Genomic DNA, 15,732 nt, shown 5'->3' with positions numbered 1-15,732 from the left:
CGACGATCGCGGGCCCGACCGATCCGGCGCGACGCCGGACGGCGGGCGCGAACCGTCAGTTTTGAATCCGACGGCCCGAATTTCATACTCAACAAGGAGATTCTCATGACGACAGTACTCAAGATCGGCGGCGCGCGCGCGGTCGACCCCGCGGGAGCGCTGGCCGACGTCGCGGCACTCGTATCGCAGGGCGAAGACGTGGTGGTAGTCCACGGCGGGTCGACCGCCGTCGACGACACGCTCGAGGAACTCGGCGAGGAGCCGACGTACGTCGAGACGCCGGACGGCGTCGTCGGGCGGTTCACCGACGAGCGCACGATGGACGTGTTCGAGATGGTTCTCCCCGGCAAGCTCAACACCGACCTCACCGAGGCCCTGCAGAACCAGGGCGTCAACGCGGTCGGCCTCTCGGGCGTCGACGGGCAGGTGCTCTCGGGGCGCCGGAAGTCGGCCGTGCGCGTCGTCGAGGACGGCAAGAAGAAGATCAAGCGCGGCGACCACTCGGGGAAGATCACCGACGTCAACGCCGACCTGCTGGAGACGCTGCTGGACGGCGAGTACACGCCCGTCGTCACGGTGCCGATGCTCGGCGAGGAGAAGTCGGGCGGCTATACTGCCGTGAACGCCGACGCCGACCGCGCCGCGGCGGCCGTCGCAGGGGCGCTCGACGCCACGCTCGTCGTGCTGACCGACGTGCCCGGCGTGCTCGAAGACCCCGAGGACGAGTCGACGCTGATCGAGACGGCCGACGACCCCGTGGGCCTCGAACTGATCGAGGACGCCGCTGAAGGGTTCATGACCAAGAAGATCATGGCCGCCAAGGAAGCGCTCTCGGGCGGCGCGGAGGAAGTCGTCGTCGCGGACGCCAACGCCGACGAGCCGGTGCTGTCGGCCGTCGACGGCGGCGGCACGCACATCGCGGCGAGCGCTCTCCCCGATGAAGAAAAGGAGGAAGCAGAAGCATGAGCGGATTCGTATTCAACGAGAAGCCGATCCAGATTGAATCGGGCGACGGACCGTACCTGTACGACGACGGCGGCAACGAGTTCCTCGACATGGGCGCCAGTTACGCCTGCGTCCCGCTGGGCCACGGCCACGACGCCGTCGACGCCGCGGTGCGCGACCAACTGGACGACCTGACGTACGTGCAGGCGTCGTATCCCGTCGAGTCGCGAACCGCGGTCTACGAGCTGCTGGCCGAGACCGCGCCCGATCCGATCGACAAGACGTGGCTCTGTAACTCCGGCACCGAGGCCAACGAGGCCGCGCTGAAGTTCGCCCGGTCGGCGACGGGCGACTCGAAGATCGTCGCGACGATGCAGGGGTTCCACGGGCGCACGATGGGCGCGCTGGCGACCACCTGGAAGGACAAGTACAAGAAGCCCTACGAGCCGCTGATCGGCGACGTGGAGTTCGTCCCCTACAACGATCCCGACGCGCTGGCCGACGCCGTCGACGCCGACACCGCCGCGGTGATCGTCGAGCCGATCCAGGGCGAGGGCGGGATCAACCCCGCCGAAAAAGGGTTCCTCGAAGCCGCTCGCGAGGAGACCGAGGCCAACGGCGCGGCGCTGATCTTCGACGAGGTCCAGACCGGCCTCGGCCGCACGGGGACGCTGTGGGCCGCCGAGCAGAGCGGCGTCGTCCCGGACATCCTCACCAGCGCGAAGGGGCTGGGCAACGGGTTCCCGATCGGCGCGACGCTGTGTCGCGACTGGATCGCCGAGAACTACGGGTCGCACGCCTCGACGTTCTCGGGCGGGCCCGTCATCAGCGCCGCCGCCAAGGCGACCGTCTCGACGATCGTCGACGAGGACGTCCCCGAGCACGCCGCCGAGGTCGGCTCGTACCTGCGCGAGGAGATCGAGGCCGAACTCGGCGACTCGGTGCGGGACGTCCGCGGCGAGGGGCTGATGGTCGGCATCGAGGTCAAGCGGGGCTCGAACCGCCTGCTCAAGCAGCTCGCGTTGAACCACGGCATCCTCGCGCTGCCGGCGGGCCGGTCGGTGCTCCGACTGCTGCCGCCGCTGACGATCGAGCGCGAGCACGCCGATCGGGTCGTCGACGCCCTCGCCGAGGAACTGGGTGATGGATCGTGAGCGCCGCGCTCGCCGGAGTCTCCGACGAGGAGGCTCGCGATCTACTGGTCGATCTCGTGGAGATCCCCTCGCCGACCGGCGAGGAGGAGAAGGTCGCCGAGCGGCTGGTCGACTTTTTCGAGGCCCACGACCGCGAGGCGTGGATCGACGACATCGGCAACGTGCGCGCGCCGGCCGACGACGCCGTCCTGCTGACGTCGCACATCGACACCGTCCCGGGCGACATCCCCGTCCGGATCGACGACAGCGAGTACGACGAGGGCGTCCGCGCCGGCGAGGCGCTGTGGGGCCGCGGCAGCGTCGACGCCACCGGGCCGCTGGCCGCGATGGCCGTGGCCGCCGTCCGCACCGGCGTGAGCTTCATCGGCGTCACCGGCGAGGAGGTCGACTCCCGGGGCGCCCGCCACGTCGTCGAGGATCGCGAGTCGGGACCCGACGCCGTCGTCAACGGCGAGCCCAGCGGCTGGGACGGCATCACGCTGGGGTACCGCGGGCTGCTCGCGGGCACGTACGTCGCGACCAGCGAGTCCGGCCACAGCTCCCGGCCGGAGAACAACGCGATCCAGGACGCCATCGCCTGGTGGTCGAAGGTCGAAGACGAGTTCGACGAGGACGACTGGGGCCCGGTCTTCGAGCAGGTGACGCCCAAGCCCATCGACGTGAAGGGCGGCCTGACAGACGACGGCCTCTCCGTCGAGGCGACGATGGACGTCCAGCTGCGCGTGCCGCCCCGACTCTCGGTCGAGGAGGTCCGCGAGATCGCCGACGGCTACCTCGAGGGCGTCGGCAGCGTCCACTGGAAGGACAAGGTCGAGCCCGCGATGGAGAGCCCCCGGACGAACGTCGCCCGGGCGTTCCGCGTCGCGATCCGGCAGGCCGACGGCGACCCGCGCCTGCTGCGCAAGACCGGCACCAGCGACATGAACGTGTTCGGTCAGCACTGGGACTGTCCGATGGTCACCTACGGCCCCGGCGACTCGAACCTTGACCACGCACCCAACGAGCACCTCGCGCTCGCCGAGTACGACAAGTCAGTCGACGTGCTCGTCGACGTCGCCGAGCGCCTGCGAGGTGACGACGAATGAGCGACTACCGCGACAGCCGCCGCGCGCCGGGCAAGTACGGCGACTCGGAGGCCCGGCACTTCCTCGACGTCGACGACCTGACCGCCGAGGAGTTAGAAGCCGTGCTCGGCGTCGCCGCCGAGTACAAATCGGAGTTCGAGTCCGGCGTCCCCCACGACGATTTCGACCGCAAGACCCTGGGAATGCTGTTCCAGAAGCCCTCGACCCGCACCCGCGTCTCCTTCGAGACGGGGATGACCCAGCTGGGCGGCCACGCCATCTTCCTCGGCGAGGACGACATCCAGCTCGGCCGCGGGGAGCCCCTGAAAGACACCTCGCGAGCGCTCTCGCGGTACGTCGACGTGCTGATGGGTCGCGTGTTCAAGCACGCCAACGCCGTCGAGCTGGCCCGCTACGCCGACGTGCCGGTCGTCAACGGGCTGACCGACGACGCCCACCCCTGCCAGACGCTCGCTGACCTGCTGACGATCCGCGAGCACGAGGACGGGTTCGAGGACGTCTCGGCGGCGTGGATCGGCGACGGCAACAACGTCGCCCAGTCCTTTGCGCTCGGCTGCGCGCTGACCGACGTCGATCTCACCGTCGCGACGCCGGAGGGGTACGGCATCGACGACGAGGTCGTCGAGCGCGCCCGCGAGCTGGGCGGCGACCCGACGCTCACGGACGACCCCGTCGAGGCCGCGACCGACGCCGACGTGATCTACACCGACGTCTGGATCAGCATGGGTCAGGAGGACGAGCGCGACGTGCGGATGGACGCCTTCGACGGGTTCCAGGTCTGCGAGGAGCTCTTAGAGCACGCCGACGACGCCTCGGTGATGCACTGCCTGCCCGCCCACCGCGGCGAGGAGATCACCGACGACGTCATCGAGTCCGACAGCGCGGTCGTCTGGGACCAGGCCGAGAACCGCCTGCACGCCCAGAAAGGGTTGCTGGTCTGGTTGCTGGATCAGGTGTAGGAACCGCGGACGCTTTCGGACCCGTTCTTTCCGAGCCGAGTACCTACCGCCTACCTCCAGAAACGTGCCAGTTACGTCCCAGTTAATTGCGGTATAACAATGGGTAGCTACTCGAAGGAGAAACGTATGTCCGTTGAGCAGGGCGAGGACGCCGAATCGGGCGAGGAAACGACCGCGGACGACGCCGACGCGGAATCGGCGGCCGTCGACGCGGAGGTCTCGGACCGCGCGGAGTTACGGTGCGGCATCTCGCTGGGGCCGGACGACGACTGAGCGGGACGTCGGCGTCGGGCGGGCGATCGGCGGCGTCGAGCAGTCGACCGCGGCGTCGGAACGCGCCGACGATCCGCGGGGACCGCCGCCCCGTCGCCCGATCGGACCACTGGGTTCAAGAGCGACCGCACCCACCTACCGCTAATGTCGAACGCGAAAGGCGACCGGCGCGAGCGCGAGCTCGTCAACAGGCTCGACGAGGCCGGCTTCGCGGTGATGCGCGCGCCGGCCAGCGGGAGCGCGACCGAGCGCGAGCTGCCCGACGCGCTGGCGGGCAACGGCGAGGACTTCTACGCGATCGAAGCCAAATCCAGTTCGGGAGATCCGATCTACCTCACCGGCGAGGAGGTCGAGGCGCTGGTCTATTTCTCCCAGAACTTCGGCGCCAAGCCCCGCATCGGCGTCCGGTTCGACCGCGAGGACTGGTACTTCTTCCACCCGGCGGACCTCTATACGACCGACGGCGGCAACTACCGCGTCAAGAAAGAGACTGCGCTCTCGGAGGGGACCGATTTCGACGAGCTGACCGGCCACTCCAGCCAGGCGCGGCTGGACGACGTCGGGGAGTAGCGCGTCGCGGTGCGGCCGGACGACCGGTCGTGTAAGTGATCTAACCTGCGTGCGGTTCTTTGCTCTCCAGTCAAAGCTCCGGTGAGATGCACCCACAGCCGCCCGGACCCCAGGACCTCCCGCTGGTGGGCGCGACGCCGTACTACGCCCGCGACCCGTTCCGGTTCGCGACCGACATGCGCGACGCCTACGGCGACGTCGCGACGTTCCGGCTGGGCCGCCAGCAGACGTACCTGTTCACGACGCCGACCGCCGTCGAGCAGGTGCTGGTGAACGACGCCGACCGGTTCCGCAAGCCCGACTTCCAGACCGACGCGATGGAGGAGCTGCTGGGCCAGGGGTTGCTCCTGAGCGAGGGGCCGTTCTGGCGCGAGATGCGCCAGCTCGCCCAGCCCGCGTTCGCGCCCGACCGAGTCGCCGATCTGGCGGACATGATGGCCGAGCGCACCGAATCGTTGATCGAGCGCTGGGCGCCCGGCGAGGTGCGCGACGTCGAGGCCGAGATGGCGCGGCTCACCGTCGGCATCATCGTCGACGCGATGTTCGGCGCCGACCTCGGGCCGGCGCGCACCCGGGTCGTCCAGAAAAACCTGGAGCCGCTGGGGCGGCGCTTCGAACCGGATCCGCGTCGCGCCGTCGTCCCCGACTGGCTGCCCACGCCGGAAAACAGAGAGTACCACGCCGCCATCGAGAATCTGGAGGACGTGATCGACGAGATCGTCGCCGAACGCCGGGACTCGATCGAGGAGCGCGACGATCTGCTGTCGATCCTGCTCCGGGCGCGACGGGACGGCGAGATCGGCGACCGACAGATCCGCGACGAGCTGATGACGATGCTGCTGGCGGGCCACGACACGACCGCGCTGGCGCTGACCTACGGCTGGTACCTGCTCTCGGAACATCCCGAGGCCGAGCGGAAGGTCCACGAGGAGGTCGACGCCGTCGTCGACGGCCGGCCGACGTTCGCGGACGTCCGGGAGCTCACCTACGTCCGAAAGATGCTCGACGAGGCGATGCGGCTGTACCCGCCGGTGTACGCGATGTTCCGTCAGCCCGACCAGGACATCGAGATCGAGGGGTACGAGGTGCCCGCGGAGTCGCTCGTGATGCTATCCCAGTGGGCGACCCACCGCGATCCGCGGTACTTCGAGGACCCCGAGACGTTCAAACCGGAGCGCTGGGACGACTCTGACCATCCCACGTACGCGTACTTCCCGTTCGGCGCCGGCCCTCGCTCCTGCATCGGCAAGCAGTTCTCGCTGACCGAGGCGACGATCGTGCTGGCGACCATCGCGAGCGAGTACCGACTGAACCGGGTCGACGACGGAGAGCTGGAGCTGCGCGGCTCGCTGACGATGCACCCCGCAGACGGCGTCGACGTGGAGATCGAGCAGCGGGAAAACGACTAGAGAAGAACGTTAGCGCGACGCGCCGAGGCTGCGCTGCTCCGCGTCGCGCGACTGCGACTCGGCGCCGTTCCGGCGCCGTCCGTCGGCGTCGTCCGGACGCCGCTCCGCGTTCGACGCCCGCTCGACCGGCTCCTGCGAGAGCCGCGAGCGCGGGAACGAGTAGACTGTCAGTTCCGAGGGGACGGCGCCATCCTCGGTGATCCGGACCGACTGGGCGTACACCGCGGCGACGACGGCGTCGTCGTCCGGATACTCTGCGTTCGAGTAGTGATCTGCGACGGTTCGCCCGTGCCGGATCGCCACCTCGTCGGCCCGACCCGCGGGCGGCGCTACGATGAGCACGCGGTCGCCGGTGTTGCGGTCGTACGCCTCGTCGCCGACGTCGAACTCGTGATCTGCACAGAGATGCGGTCCCGGAGCGTTCTCGTCGACGAACAGTTCGGCGCCGCAGACCTCACACTCGGCGGCCGCCCGTCCCGGCGGCGGGAGCAGCCCCTCCGAGACGTCGATCGCCACGCGCCGGAGATGCTTGCACCGCGCGCCGCGGTAGGTGTGATCGGGACAGGTACACCGCCCGCCTTCGAGGTCGACCACGTAGCTGTGGTCGCTCTCCGTGGCGACCTCGTAGGTGCCCCCGCCGAGAGGCGTCACGGCCATCCGCTCGGAGAGCGCCCGCCGCGTTCGCTGATCGAACTCCCCGCTCGCGCCGCCCGCCGTCCGCCCGCGTCGCCGGTCTGACGCGCCTGTGTGTTCGGTTTGCGTCATGCGTACTCGTAGGGGCTCCGGACGGGTAAGTCTTCCAGTCGAAACGATGGGGTGAACGGCAGACAGAGCGTCTGAAACTCCAAATACACCGCTCCGTCACCCCCTTCGTTTCGAGTGCAGTCGCGACCGCTCTCCGACCGAGATCGCCGCCCTCATCGAAGCGCTTTTTGCCGGTCCGGCGGTTCCTCCGACTATGGACCTAGATCGCGAGCAGAAAATCAACATCGTCGTCTCCATCGGGGCGCTCGCGGTGATGATCGGCGCGATGATGGCGATCGGCGCGACCTACTCGACGAACGACGGTCTCTCGACGCAGGGCGGACAGATGCTGGTCGGCACGATCATCGCATTCATCTTCTCGATGGCCGTCGTCGGCTACGTGCTCGCGACGAAGGTGACGGGAGCCGGCGGGAACGACGACGAAGAAACGCCGGAACTGGCCTGATACTACTCGTTCGCCGCCGCGGCCGCGTCGGCCCCGTCGGCGTCGTCGAGCCGCCGGTCGTAGTACGTGATCGGGTGGTCGATCTCCTCGCAGAGTTCGTCTTTGTCGACGCAGAGTCCGTACTCCGCCATCGATGCGCAGCTGGGCGGCGCGTAGCCGGGATCCTCCTCGTCGCCGAGGTGGGCGGCCTGATAGCGGACCGACTCGCCGGCGTCGGCCGCGCCGGCCGCCAGGTCCGCCGCGGCGTCGGGCGCCATCCCGAGGCTGGTCAGGAACGCCGTCAGCGCGAACCGGCCCGGTTCGTCGAGCGACTCGCCGTCGTCGATCCGTTCGAGCAGCGCGCGCACGCAGGGCGGGAACAGCGAGGGAACGACGGCGTCGAAGTCGTGGCGCAGCTCGCGGTCGGCCAGCGAGTCCTCGATGCGCTCGACGGCGTCGGCGAGCCCCTCGGCGATCGGCTCGGGCACCGACAGCGGGAGGCCGTCGGCGACCCGCTCGCGGATCGCCGCCTCCAGCAGCTCCCGGAGTTCGGCCTCGTCGACCGGCACCTCGCCGTCCCGGAGCGCGCGCGTCGCCAGGCGCCACTCCTCGCCGTCGAGTCCGCCCGAAAGCCGGAGGTACGGTCCCACCGCCACGAGATAGCGGTCGTCGTCGATCGATCGGACGTCGTCCGCGAGGTCGAACTCCGCGAGCAGCCGCTCGGTCGTCATCCGGCCGCCGCTCGCGCTCTTGAGTTCGGCGTCGTCGTCGACGTCGGCCTCGAAGCGCTCGCGGGCGGTCGCCGCCTCGGCGTGGGCGTACTTGCGCTGGAGCATCGGCTCGTCGACCAGCGAGACCAGCACCCGCGCGATCGGGTACGACAGCAGTTCGACCCGCGTTCGCCGGTGGGGCTGGCCGACCGAGTCCTCGGCGAGCGCGGCGTCGACGCGCTCGACCGCCCGGTCGACCGCCGCGGAATCCTCGCGGAGCACCAGCTCGGCGAGGTCGACCTCGGCGGTCTCGACGGCCTCCCGGGCCGAATCGAGGAAGGGGTACCGCGCGTGGAGCCGCTTCATCGCCCTGCCGTTTCGGTCGGTCCCCGATAAAACGCCCGGTTGGTTCGGAGTACGTACCAGTTAGCTGATGGCCGCGTTCGGGCCCGCAGTAAACAATCGGCATCCTTTTTGCGAACCGTGCGTAGCAACGCGTGTTGTGCCGTACTTCGGGTACCCCTGTCCAGGCTGTCGGACGACTAACGACCTCCACGAGCCGGGTTGCCGGTTCTCGGGAGCCGACTGGGAGTCCGTCGAGAAAGCCTACATCGACGTGCTCGCCGTGCTCTCCGCCGAGCCCCGGCCGGAGCCGGCGCTCCGGGAGGCCGTCGACGGGCGCTGGAGCGGCCTCCACGCCGCCGCGCTCGACCAGTTGCGCCGCGAGCACCGGGTGCGCGAGAACGACGACGTGCTCGAACTGCTCACGCCCGAAGAGCGCAAGGAGCGAGTCAGCACGCCGACCCACGACCCGATCAAGACTATCTACGAGAAAGGCAGCGTCCCGGGCTGTCACGACAACAGCGTGTTCGCGCTGATCGCGTGGTACGAGATGGTCGGCCTCTCGTGGGACGAAACCCGGGAGAACGTCGTCGAGTGGCTCCACGAGACCGGGACGTGGGCGCGCGGCGGCTTCGAGGAGTCCAGCCCCGAGGAGCTCGTCGACAGCAAACGCCACGTGTACGAGCAGGGGTACGGCTGGAAGGAGAAGGCGACCGCGGCGAAGTCGATCATCGACCGGAACGTGTAATTCTCGCGCGGCGTCGGCGTCAGAACTCGTCGGCCGAGCGCACGGAGTCCGATCTCACCAGCCTTTCGGCTCGACGGGGTTCTCGGGCTCTTTGCCCTGTAACACGCGCCGGACGTCGCCCGCGACGATCTCGTTGAGCTCCTGGTGGGAGTCCGCGGAGTACCACGCCGCGTGGGGCGTCAGGACGACGTCGTCCCGTTCGAGCAGCGGGGAGCCGGTCGGGGGCTCGTCGTCCATGACGTCGATCCCGGCGCCGAAGATCTCCCGGTCGACGAGCGCCTCGTAAAGGGCGTCCTCGTCGACGATGCCGCCCCGACCGACGTTGACGACGATCGCGTGATCGGCCAGGCGCTCGAAGGCCGCGGCGTCGAACATCCCGCGAGTCTCCTCGGTGAGCGGGGCGTGGATCGTCACGGCGTCGGCCCGATCGAGCAGTTCCTCGAAATCGACGAGGTCGGCGTCGTACTCGTCGGTCGTTTCCTCGTCGACGTAGGGGTCGTAGACGACCAGATCGAGGTCGAACCCCGCGGTGAGATCGGCGAGCCGCCGGGCGATCGTCCCGAAGGAGACGACGCCGAGCGTGGAGCCGTAGAAGCGGGGGAACGGACGGTCGGGCATCCAGTTCCACTCGCCGGCCTTCACCTCGCGGTCGTACTCGACGAGCGTGCGGCGACAGGCCAGCAGCAGAGAGAACGCGTGGGTCGCCACCTCGTTCGTGGAGTAGCCGGGGACGTTGACGACGGTGACGCCGGCGTCCTCGCAGGCTTCGACGTCGACGTTGTCGAAGCCAGTGCCGGCGCGGGCGACGATTTTGAGGTCGTCGAGTCGCTCGACGAGCTCGGCGTCGACGCCGGTGTTGACGTCGAGGACGAGCGCCTCGGGATCGGCGTCGACGATGGCCTCCCGGTCCCCCGTGGGAATCGGGACGAGTTCGTGGTCGATCGGGGCGAGCTCCTCGCTGACGACGTCCTGTTTGACGAACGGCGTGTCGCTGACGGCGATGGTCGTGGTCATGGATGTGTCAAGTTGTGGATGCGGTGCGATCCGGTTCTACGGCGGATGCGGTGCGGTCGTTCCGCGGCGGGCGGGGAACCGGGCTACCTACCCGAACCTTGCGACGGGACGGACATAAAGAACGCTTCCGTACTCAGCGAGTGAAAACGGGCGAAACCCGGCAGCTCAGTCGCTCTGGATCCGCGGCGCGAGCATGAACGTGACGTTGCCCTGCCCCTCGGCGATGTCGAAGTGCATCTTGACGGGGAACTCCTCGCCGAGCTCCGTGGTGACCTCGCCGTCCTTGGCGATCGCCTTGTTCATGTCCTTGAGGTAGTCGAGGCTGAACAGCGAGCGGGCCGCGCCGGCCTGCAGGTCGATCAGGTCCTCGCGGTCGAGCTCCAGGCGGACGTCGTCGGTGTCGCCCTCGGCCTCGACGTAGAACATCTCCGCGTCGGCGTCGACGCCCAGCGCAATGTGGTCGGACACCATGTCGGCGGCAGTCACCGCGCGGTTGATGTCGGCGCCCTCGATGACGATCTCGGCGGGCAGGTCGAGATCCGGGATGTCGGGCTCCTGGCGGATCGAATCGGGATCGATCAGCGCCAGCGTGTACTCTAGCCCGTCGATCTGGATGTGGAGCTTGCGCGTCTCCTCGTCGAGTTCGAGCTCGACGAGCTGGCCGGAGTCGGCCATCCCCACGATGTCTTCGAGTCGAGAGAGGTTGACGCCGATGAGGCCGCCGTCGGCCTCGTAGGACTCGAACGCCGCGGCGTCGAGCGAGAGATCGACCATGCCGACGTTCGCGGGGTCGACCGCGCGGATGGCGATGCCGTCCTCTTCGAGGTGGATCTTGCACTCGTCGACCAGCACGCTCACCGAATCCAGCGCCGTCCCCAGCGTCTCGGCGCTGACGATCGCCTTGAACATATTGGTCGGATTTTTAGCGCCCCGACATAAAAACCCCCGCGTTCGCGCTCGCGCGTGCGAGGCGTCCGCAGCCGAGGCGGCCTGCCCGTCAAAGGCTTTTAATGTCAAAATCCCAACTAATAGGCATGAGAGTCACGCTCTCGGACGCGCGCGACTCGCCGATCGCGGCCACGGTACTGCTCGCTGGCGTCGCCGTCGCGGCGTACACGGTGTACTATGGGAGCCAGGGCGGCACATTGGGTGCGCCGACCGGCTCGCCGGCGTGGCTGCTCGGCGTCGGTGCGGTTGTGGTCGCCGCGGCGGCGTCGATCGTTCGCCGGTGGCTGTAACCGGTGGGAGCGGCGCGTCGGCCGAACTGCCAAGCGAAGCGCGTAAACCCGCTGACGGACAACTGCAGGCAATCAGATGGCTGGAAAAGACCACTACTACAACAAGGCCAAGCAGGAGGGGTACCGCGCCCGCTCGGCCTACAAGCTCAAGCAGCTCGACGCCGCGGAGAATCTCATCGAGGAGGGCGACACCGTCGTCGACCTCGGCGCGGCGCCCGGCGGGTGGATGGAGGTCGCCGCCGAGAAGGTCGGCGCCGAGGGGACCGTTATCGGCGTCGACCGCCAGCGGATCGACGACGTCGAGGCCGATGCGCAAGTCGAGTACGTCCGGGGCGACATGACCGAGGAGTCCACGCGCGAGGAAGTCGTCGAAGCTGCGGGCAAAGTCGACGCGGTCGTCTCGGACATGGCGCCGAACATGACCGGCGAGTACAACCTCGACGCCGCGCGCTCGGCCCACCTCGCCCGCCAAGCGTTCGAGACGGCGCTGGAAGTGCTCGACAGCGGCGGCGACTTCGCGACGAAGATCTTCCAGGGGCAAGACGTCGACCCGCTGCGCGAGGACATCGACGAGGAGTTCAAGTACGTCCGGACGATGGCGCCCGACGCCAGCCGCGAGGAATCCTCCGAGGTGTACCTCGTCGCGAAGGGACGCCTGACTGCGCCGGTCAGTCCCGGCGACGAACTGGAAGTCGAGATCGAGGACGTCGGCGGCGAGGGCGACGGCATCGCCAGCGTCGAGGGGTTCCGGCTGTTCGTCCCCGGCGCCGAGACCGGCGAGACGGTGCGGATCCGCGTCGACGAGATCAAAGAGCGGTTCGGCTTCGCCGAGCGGATCGACTGAGTCGAACCGGTCCGTTTCCGGGCCGCCGCAGTGTCGCTACTCTTCGTCCAGTCGGCCGTGCCGCTCGTCGATCTCGTCTAAAATATCGAGATTCTTCCGGATCGAGGCCCGCACGGCCTCGCTGCGGTTGACGTACTTGCCGTCGTCGCCGACGTGATCGTCGAGATCCGCGAGGAGCTCCTGCGGAATTTCGACGCTTATCTTGGGCATATAGGCGAGTATGTGTATTTCCTGTATATACGGAACGATTCCGTGTACTGAGACACGGAGCTGAAATAACGCTACGGTGTTGGAATCTACCCGCCTATTGTCAAGAACTACGTGCTGAATACAGTGGGAGGATGGAATCGGGTCAGTACCTTCGATCTACTCAAAGAAGGCCGAAACGGCCGTCAGTTACACCTGCGAACTTAGCACTGAGATTCCCGCCATCTCCCGGAGATGTTTAGGAGTCGAGCTGAGTGCCCGGCGCGTACCGGTCTGCCGATCAGTTGTCCCCCGTGATGATCTCCGCGAGCGTGTCACGGTCGAACAACTGCTCTTCCTCTGGTACGTCGGGGAGCCGATCGTCGGTCACATCGCCCGGCCACTCGCCGAATTCGTCGGGATAGAGTTGCTTGCCGAGCATCTCCGTCTGGAAGAGGTTGATAATCGGGCCCTGATACGGCGTTCCGCCGACGAAGACGTTATCTTCTTGAACGGCCGTGAGTTTCTGGCCCAGAGAACTGCTTCGTAGCTCCTCGACAGTCGCTTGCGTGGCGTCCTTCCCGTCCCAGTCACGGTAGTTTACGGCGAAGTGGAGGATGATAATGTCGGGGTCGGCCTCCAGAAGCCCTTCGTATCCAATGGTTATGCCCGACTGCCCGTCGTACTTCCCGTCGAACGCGTCGACGATCTCCATGTCACGGTACTGCTTCTTCCCGTACGTCTTCTCGAACCCCGTGTAGGGGTTGTATACGGTGAAGCCTTCCGCAGTCTCGGGGTTGTTCCGTGCGTTCAAGACGGTGACGGTCGGCTTGTCCGAGTCCGACGGGACCCGTGAGCGCATCTCCTCCTGAGCCGTTCGATAGAACTCGTTGAGCGCCGTCGCGCGCTCAGACGCCCGAAACAGTTCGCCGTAGCGCTCGACGAACTCCGGAATCGTGTAGTAGGGATACGACTCGCCGTCGGGCCAGTTCGGCCATCCGTCGCCCCTCTTGCGGCGGCTCACGTTCCCGAAGAACGGCGCGATAGTGTCGTGGATTTCTTCGACCTCGTCCTCGTCGCTGCCGTAGTACGCGATGTAGCGGTTCGGGTCTGTAGCGAGCAGGTCCGGGTCGAGTTGGTACAGAAGCTCCTTTCGGACAGCCCAGTCTTCGGTCAGGACGCGGTCGAGTGAGTCCGGATCTGGGACGGACACACCGGGGAGCTTGTCGTAGAACCCGGTGAACCAGAACTGTGGACCTTCGGCCGCAACGATCTTCTCCCCCTGTCCGAGGGCGGTCATGACGTCGGCCGCGGCTCCCCAACCGCCGACGAAGTTCTGGGGGACGGAGTCGCGTTCGAGTGTTCCGATCGGCTCCATCGTCGCCGTGTAAGTCGTGTCCGTCGTACTCTCGGTGGGGCCGGAGCCGTTGGAGCTGAGACATCCCGCCAACACTCCGCTACCGACGACTGCTCCACCGTACTCTAGGTAGTCACGTCGCGTTGGTGCGTCCGCATCGTCAGTGTCACGCGCCATATTTTTAGGCTTGCCTAAAAATACATATGTATTTCGGAATTCGATACTGTTCGGTAAGACTAGCGAAGGCGAACGAGAAATCCATTCGTCGGTGAGTTCAGATGAACTACGTATCACCGTGCCTGCCCGATAGTTGGTGTCCTTCGTCGAATCGGTCGTCCACCAGGTAGATCTCGCCGTCGCGGACAGCAACCTCGATCTCATCCAGGGCCGAACCGCGACACGGCCCGTGCGTACAGGTCCCATCGCCGCGCTTGAACCGCGCGCCGTGCTTGTGACACACTACGTGCTCGCCGGTCACGATCGCTCCGTTTCCGGTGTCGAGGCGGACCTCGGGTTCGTGTGGGCAGGAGTTGCGCCACGCGAACACCGTGTCGCCCTCTCGTCGAAGGATAAACTCCACCCCGTACTGGCCGTCGATCGCTTCACAGCGGAGTGTCCTGGTAGTCGGCACGTCTTCCAGCGCGGCGATTCGTCGCGGGGCCTCGCTATCCGCAGCATCGCGCTCCCGACTCTCAGCCGCAGACGTTGTTCCGCCTTCGTGCTCACTCTCCTCTGTTTCCGGCGAGGAGACGCTGAACCGGAACGTGGCGTCGTCCAGTTCGACTTCACCTTCGGTATCGTGAACGCGAACCGTTTTCTCTTCGCCGTTCGCCTCGACGGTAGCCCGGACGACATCGCGCATAGGGACGGGTATTAGGCAGGCCTAAAAATTGTTGCGGAGTCCGGAGTGAGTGGCTCAATATAACCCGTTCGGCGACTACTACAGAAGATGAGCTGAGTCCGCTTGCGCCCGGGTAGACTTTCGAGAGGCATAATAGACAGTCCGGGAATACATTCCCCGCATTAGGACGCTCCACCTCCTCTTTTTAAAAATTCAGCTCGGTATTATATCTAATACGTCTGAAATCTATAAGAGGGAGTGTACACCCACTTCGAATTACGATGAGTTCCCAGAAGCCCGTGACGCAGGAGTTCGGTACGGTCGAGGAGAACGCCGTGCGACTCGACCAGGACAAGGCAGAACAACTCGTCGATGCGCTCAACACCGATCTGGCGGCGACCGAGGTGCTGTACCACCAGCTCCGCAAGCACCACTGGACGGTCAACGGCGCCCAGTATCGCGACCTTCACCTATTTTACGAGGAGGCCTACGAGGACGCAAGCGAGGCCGCCGACCACCTCGGTGAACGCGTCCAAGCGCTCGGCGGCGTCCCCATCAACCGGCCCGCGGACTTCCAAGACCGGTCACCCGTCGAGCCCGAACAGGAGGACATCCTCGAGGTCCGCACGATGATGAAAAATGACGAAGAGATGTACGGCGATATCATCGAGCGGGTCCGCGAACACGTCGAGCTCGCCGAGAACCTCGGCGACTACGCGACCTCCGAGCTGCTGCGCGAGCAACTCGAGGAGCTCGAAGAGTACGCCCACGAGATCGAGCACTTCCTTGCCGAGGACTCCCTGACTAAATGGTAGTGCATTAGATAAGACGGTCAATGTACTTCTCGAGCGCGAGTACGAGCGTTCAC

At 66.8% G+C, this 15,732-nt stretch carries 18 protein-coding genes and 1 pseudogene; 12 read left to right on the top strand and 7 right to left on the bottom strand.

Annotated features, from left to right (window positions below; genetic code table 11):
- Nucleotides 1-105: 105 nt before the first annotated feature.
- From ABDZ81_RS07300 to ABDZ81_RS07270, 7 genes and pseudogenes are all read left to right on the top strand, one after another.
- Nucleotides 106-966 (top strand): acetylglutamate/acetylaminoadipate kinase, encoded by an 861-nt coding sequence (locus tag ABDZ81_RS07300; RefSeq protein ID WP_343773263.1) that lies wholly within the window; start codon nt 106-108, stop codon nt 964-966.
- Nucleotides 963-2,099, top strand: coding sequence for an aspartate aminotransferase family protein (locus tag ABDZ81_RS07295; RefSeq protein WP_343773261.1), 1,137 nt, complete (start codon nt 963-965; stop codon nt 2,097-2,099). The genes ABDZ81_RS07300 and ABDZ81_RS07295 overlap by 4 nt, the downstream gene beginning before the upstream one ends.
- Complete coding sequence (locus tag ABDZ81_RS07290) at nt 2,096-3,184, top strand: [LysW]-lysine hydrolase (RefSeq protein WP_343773260.1); 1,089 nt, start codon at nt 2,096-2,098, stop codon at nt 3,182-3,184. Before ABDZ81_RS07295 ends, ABDZ81_RS07290 begins: the two co-directional genes overlap by 4 nt.
- Nucleotides 3,181-4,143 (top strand): ornithine carbamoyltransferase, encoded by a 963-nt coding sequence (argF, locus tag ABDZ81_RS07285; RefSeq protein ID WP_343773259.1) that lies wholly within the window; start codon nt 3,181-3,183, stop codon nt 4,141-4,143. Before ABDZ81_RS07290 ends, argF begins: the two co-directional genes overlap by 4 nt.
- A gap of 126 nt (nt 4,144-4,269) precedes the next feature.
- Complete coding sequence (locus ABDZ81_RS07280; RefSeq protein ID WP_343773258.1) at nt 4,270-4,416, top strand: hypothetical protein; 147 nt, start codon at nt 4,270-4,272, stop codon at nt 4,414-4,416.
- Between the two features lie 144 nt (nt 4,417-4,560).
- Nucleotides 4,561-4,983 (top strand): annotated as a pseudogene (gene hjc / locus ABDZ81_RS07275) (Holliday junction resolvase Hjc); the annotation flags it as partial.
- Between the two features lie 89 nt (nt 4,984-5,072).
- Nucleotides 5,073-6,395, top strand: coding sequence for a cytochrome P450 (locus ABDZ81_RS07270; protein ID WP_343773256.1), 1,323 nt, complete (start codon nt 5,073-5,075; stop codon nt 6,393-6,395).
- 9 nt (nt 6,396-6,404) lie between these two features.
- Here the strand turns inward: ABDZ81_RS07270 and ABDZ81_RS07265 are convergent, their stop codons facing one another.
- A complete protein-coding gene (locus tag ABDZ81_RS07265) occupies nt 6,405-7,160 on the bottom strand; it encodes an SWIM zinc finger family protein (RefSeq protein WP_343773255.1) in 756 nt (251 codons plus the stop codon).
- A 193-nt stretch (nt 7,161-7,353) separates the two neighbouring features.
- Here ABDZ81_RS07265 and ABDZ81_RS07260 point away from each other — a divergent pair, with 193 nt between their 5' ends.
- Nucleotides 7,354-7,605, top strand: coding sequence for a DUF7472 family protein (locus tag ABDZ81_RS07260; RefSeq protein ID WP_343773254.1), 252 nt, complete (start codon nt 7,354-7,356; stop codon nt 7,603-7,605).
- Nucleotides 7,606-7,607: 2 nt separating this feature from the next.
- On the opposite strand, the gene ABDZ81_RS07255 is transcribed toward ABDZ81_RS07260, so the two are convergent.
- Nucleotides 7,608-8,660: a DNA primase large subunit PriL gene (locus ABDZ81_RS07255; protein ID WP_343773253.1), complete on the bottom strand. Its 1,053-nt coding sequence runs from the start codon at nt 8,658-8,660 to the stop codon at nt 7,608-7,610.
- A 136-nt stretch (nt 8,661-8,796) separates the two neighbouring features.
- Between ABDZ81_RS07255 and ABDZ81_RS07250 the strand changes: the two genes are divergently transcribed.
- Entirely contained in the window at nt 8,797-9,384 is a 588-nt protein-coding gene (locus ABDZ81_RS07250; protein WP_343773252.1) for a DUF7474 family protein, read from the top strand.
- Nucleotides 9,385-9,438: 54 nt separating this feature from the next.
- On the opposite strand, the gene ABDZ81_RS07245 is transcribed toward ABDZ81_RS07250, so the two are convergent.
- Nucleotides 9,439-10,398, bottom strand: a complete 960-nt coding sequence (locus tag ABDZ81_RS07245) for a C-terminal binding protein (RefSeq protein WP_343773251.1) — start codon at nt 10,396-10,398, stop codon at nt 9,439-9,441.
- Between the two features lie 165 nt (nt 10,399-10,563).
- Complete coding sequence (locus ABDZ81_RS07240; RefSeq protein ID WP_343773249.1) at nt 10,564-11,307, bottom strand: DNA polymerase sliding clamp; 744 nt, start codon at nt 11,305-11,307, stop codon at nt 10,564-10,566.
- Between the two features lie 125 nt (nt 11,308-11,432).
- Here ABDZ81_RS07240 and ABDZ81_RS07235 point away from each other — a divergent pair, with 125 nt between their 5' ends.
- A complete protein-coding gene (locus ABDZ81_RS07235; protein WP_343773247.1) occupies nt 11,433-11,636 on the top strand; it encodes a hypothetical protein in 204 nt (67 codons plus the stop codon).
- A gap of 76 nt (nt 11,637-11,712) precedes the next feature.
- Nucleotides 11,713-12,480, top strand: coding sequence for an SAM-dependent methyltransferase (locus tag ABDZ81_RS07230; protein WP_343773245.1), 768 nt, complete (start codon nt 11,713-11,715; stop codon nt 12,478-12,480).
- 36 nt (nt 12,481-12,516) lie between these two features.
- On the opposite strand, the gene ABDZ81_RS07225 is transcribed toward ABDZ81_RS07230, so the two are convergent.
- The 3 genes from ABDZ81_RS07225 to ABDZ81_RS07215 form a co-directional block, all read right to left on the bottom strand.
- Complete coding sequence (locus tag ABDZ81_RS07225) at nt 12,517-12,690, bottom strand: ribbon-helix-helix domain-containing protein (RefSeq protein WP_343773244.1); 174 nt, start codon at nt 12,688-12,690, stop codon at nt 12,517-12,519.
- Nucleotides 12,691-12,967: 277 nt separating this feature from the next.
- Nucleotides 12,968-14,200 carry an ABC transporter substrate-binding protein gene (locus tag ABDZ81_RS07220; RefSeq protein ID WP_343773243.1) on the bottom strand — a complete coding sequence of 411 codons (1,233 nt, stop codon included), beginning with the start codon at nt 14,198-14,200 and terminating at the stop codon, nt 12,968-12,970.
- Between the two features lie 106 nt (nt 14,201-14,306).
- On the bottom strand, nt 14,307-14,885 hold the full coding sequence (locus tag ABDZ81_RS07215) for a Rieske (2Fe-2S) protein (RefSeq protein WP_343773242.1): 579 nt from the start codon (nt 14,883-14,885) through the stop codon (nt 14,307-14,309).
- Nucleotides 14,886-15,145: 260 nt separating this feature from the next.
- Between ABDZ81_RS07215 and dpsA the strand changes: the two genes are divergently transcribed.
- A complete protein-coding gene (gene dpsA / locus ABDZ81_RS07210) occupies nt 15,146-15,679 on the top strand; it encodes a DNA starvation/stationary phase protection protein DpsA (protein WP_343773241.1) in 534 nt (177 codons plus the stop codon).
- Nucleotides 15,680-15,732 lie beyond the last annotated feature (53 nt).

This window comes from Natronoarchaeum mannanilyticum, assembly GCF_039522665.1.
Classification (GTDB): domain Archaea; phylum Halobacteriota; class Halobacteria; order Halobacteriales; family Natronoarchaeaceae; genus Natronoarchaeum; species Natronoarchaeum mannanilyticum.
The sequence above is the reverse complement of the archived record's forward strand: the minus strand, read 5'-3'. Positions and strand labels throughout refer to the sequence as shown.

Bases quoted from the DNA above. Each gene is read 5' to 3' on its own strand.
- ABDZ81_RS07220 (WP_343773243.1), bottom strand. From the start codon at position 14,200: ATGGCGCGTGACACTGACGATGCGGACGCACCAACGCGACGTGACTAC.
- ABDZ81_RS07215 (WP_343773242.1), bottom strand. From the start codon at position 14,885: ATGCGCGATGTCGTCCGGGCTACCGTCGAGGCGAACGGCGAAGAGAAA.
- dpsA (WP_343773241.1), top strand. From the start codon at position 15,146: ATGAGTTCCCAGAAGCCCGTGACGCAGGAGTTCGGTACGGTCGAGGAG.
- ABDZ81_RS07295 (WP_343773261.1), top strand. From the start codon at position 963: ATGAGCGGATTCGTATTCAACGAGAAGCCGATCCAGATTGAATCGGGC.
- ABDZ81_RS07280 (WP_343773258.1), top strand. From the start codon at position 4,270: ATGTCCGTTGAGCAGGGCGAGGACGCCGAATCGGGCGAGGAAACGACC.
- ABDZ81_RS07240 (WP_343773249.1), bottom strand. From the start codon at position 11,307: ATGTTCAAGGCGATCGTCAGCGCCGAGACGCTGGGGACGGCGCTGGAT.
- ABDZ81_RS07260 (WP_343773254.1), top strand. From the start codon at position 7,354: ATGGACCTAGATCGCGAGCAGAAAATCAACATCGTCGTCTCCATCGGG.
- ABDZ81_RS07230 (WP_343773245.1), top strand. From the start codon at position 11,713: ATGGCTGGAAAAGACCACTACTACAACAAGGCCAAGCAGGAGGGGTAC.
- ABDZ81_RS07245 (WP_343773251.1), bottom strand. From the start codon at position 10,398: ATGACCACGACCATCGCCGTCAGCGACACGCCGTTCGTCAAACAGGAC.
- ABDZ81_RS07265 (WP_343773255.1), bottom strand. From the start codon at position 7,160: ATGACGCAAACCGAACACACAGGCGCGTCAGACCGGCGACGCGGGCGG.
- ABDZ81_RS07255 (WP_343773253.1), bottom strand. From the start codon at position 8,660: ATGAAGCGGCTCCACGCGCGGTACCCCTTCCTCGATTCGGCCCGGGAG.
- ABDZ81_RS07300 (WP_343773263.1), top strand. From the start codon at position 106: ATGACGACAGTACTCAAGATCGGCGGCGCGCGCGCGGTCGACCCCGCG.
- ABDZ81_RS07235 (WP_343773247.1), top strand. From the start codon at position 11,433: ATGAGAGTCACGCTCTCGGACGCGCGCGACTCGCCGATCGCGGCCACG.
- ABDZ81_RS07270 (WP_343773256.1), top strand. From the start codon at position 5,073: ATGCACCCACAGCCGCCCGGACCCCAGGACCTCCCGCTGGTGGGCGCG.
- ABDZ81_RS07225 (WP_343773244.1), bottom strand. From the start codon at position 12,690: ATGCCCAAGATAAGCGTCGAAATTCCGCAGGAGCTCCTCGCGGATCTC.
- argF (WP_343773259.1), top strand. From the start codon at position 3,181: ATGAGCGACTACCGCGACAGCCGCCGCGCGCCGGGCAAGTACGGCGAC.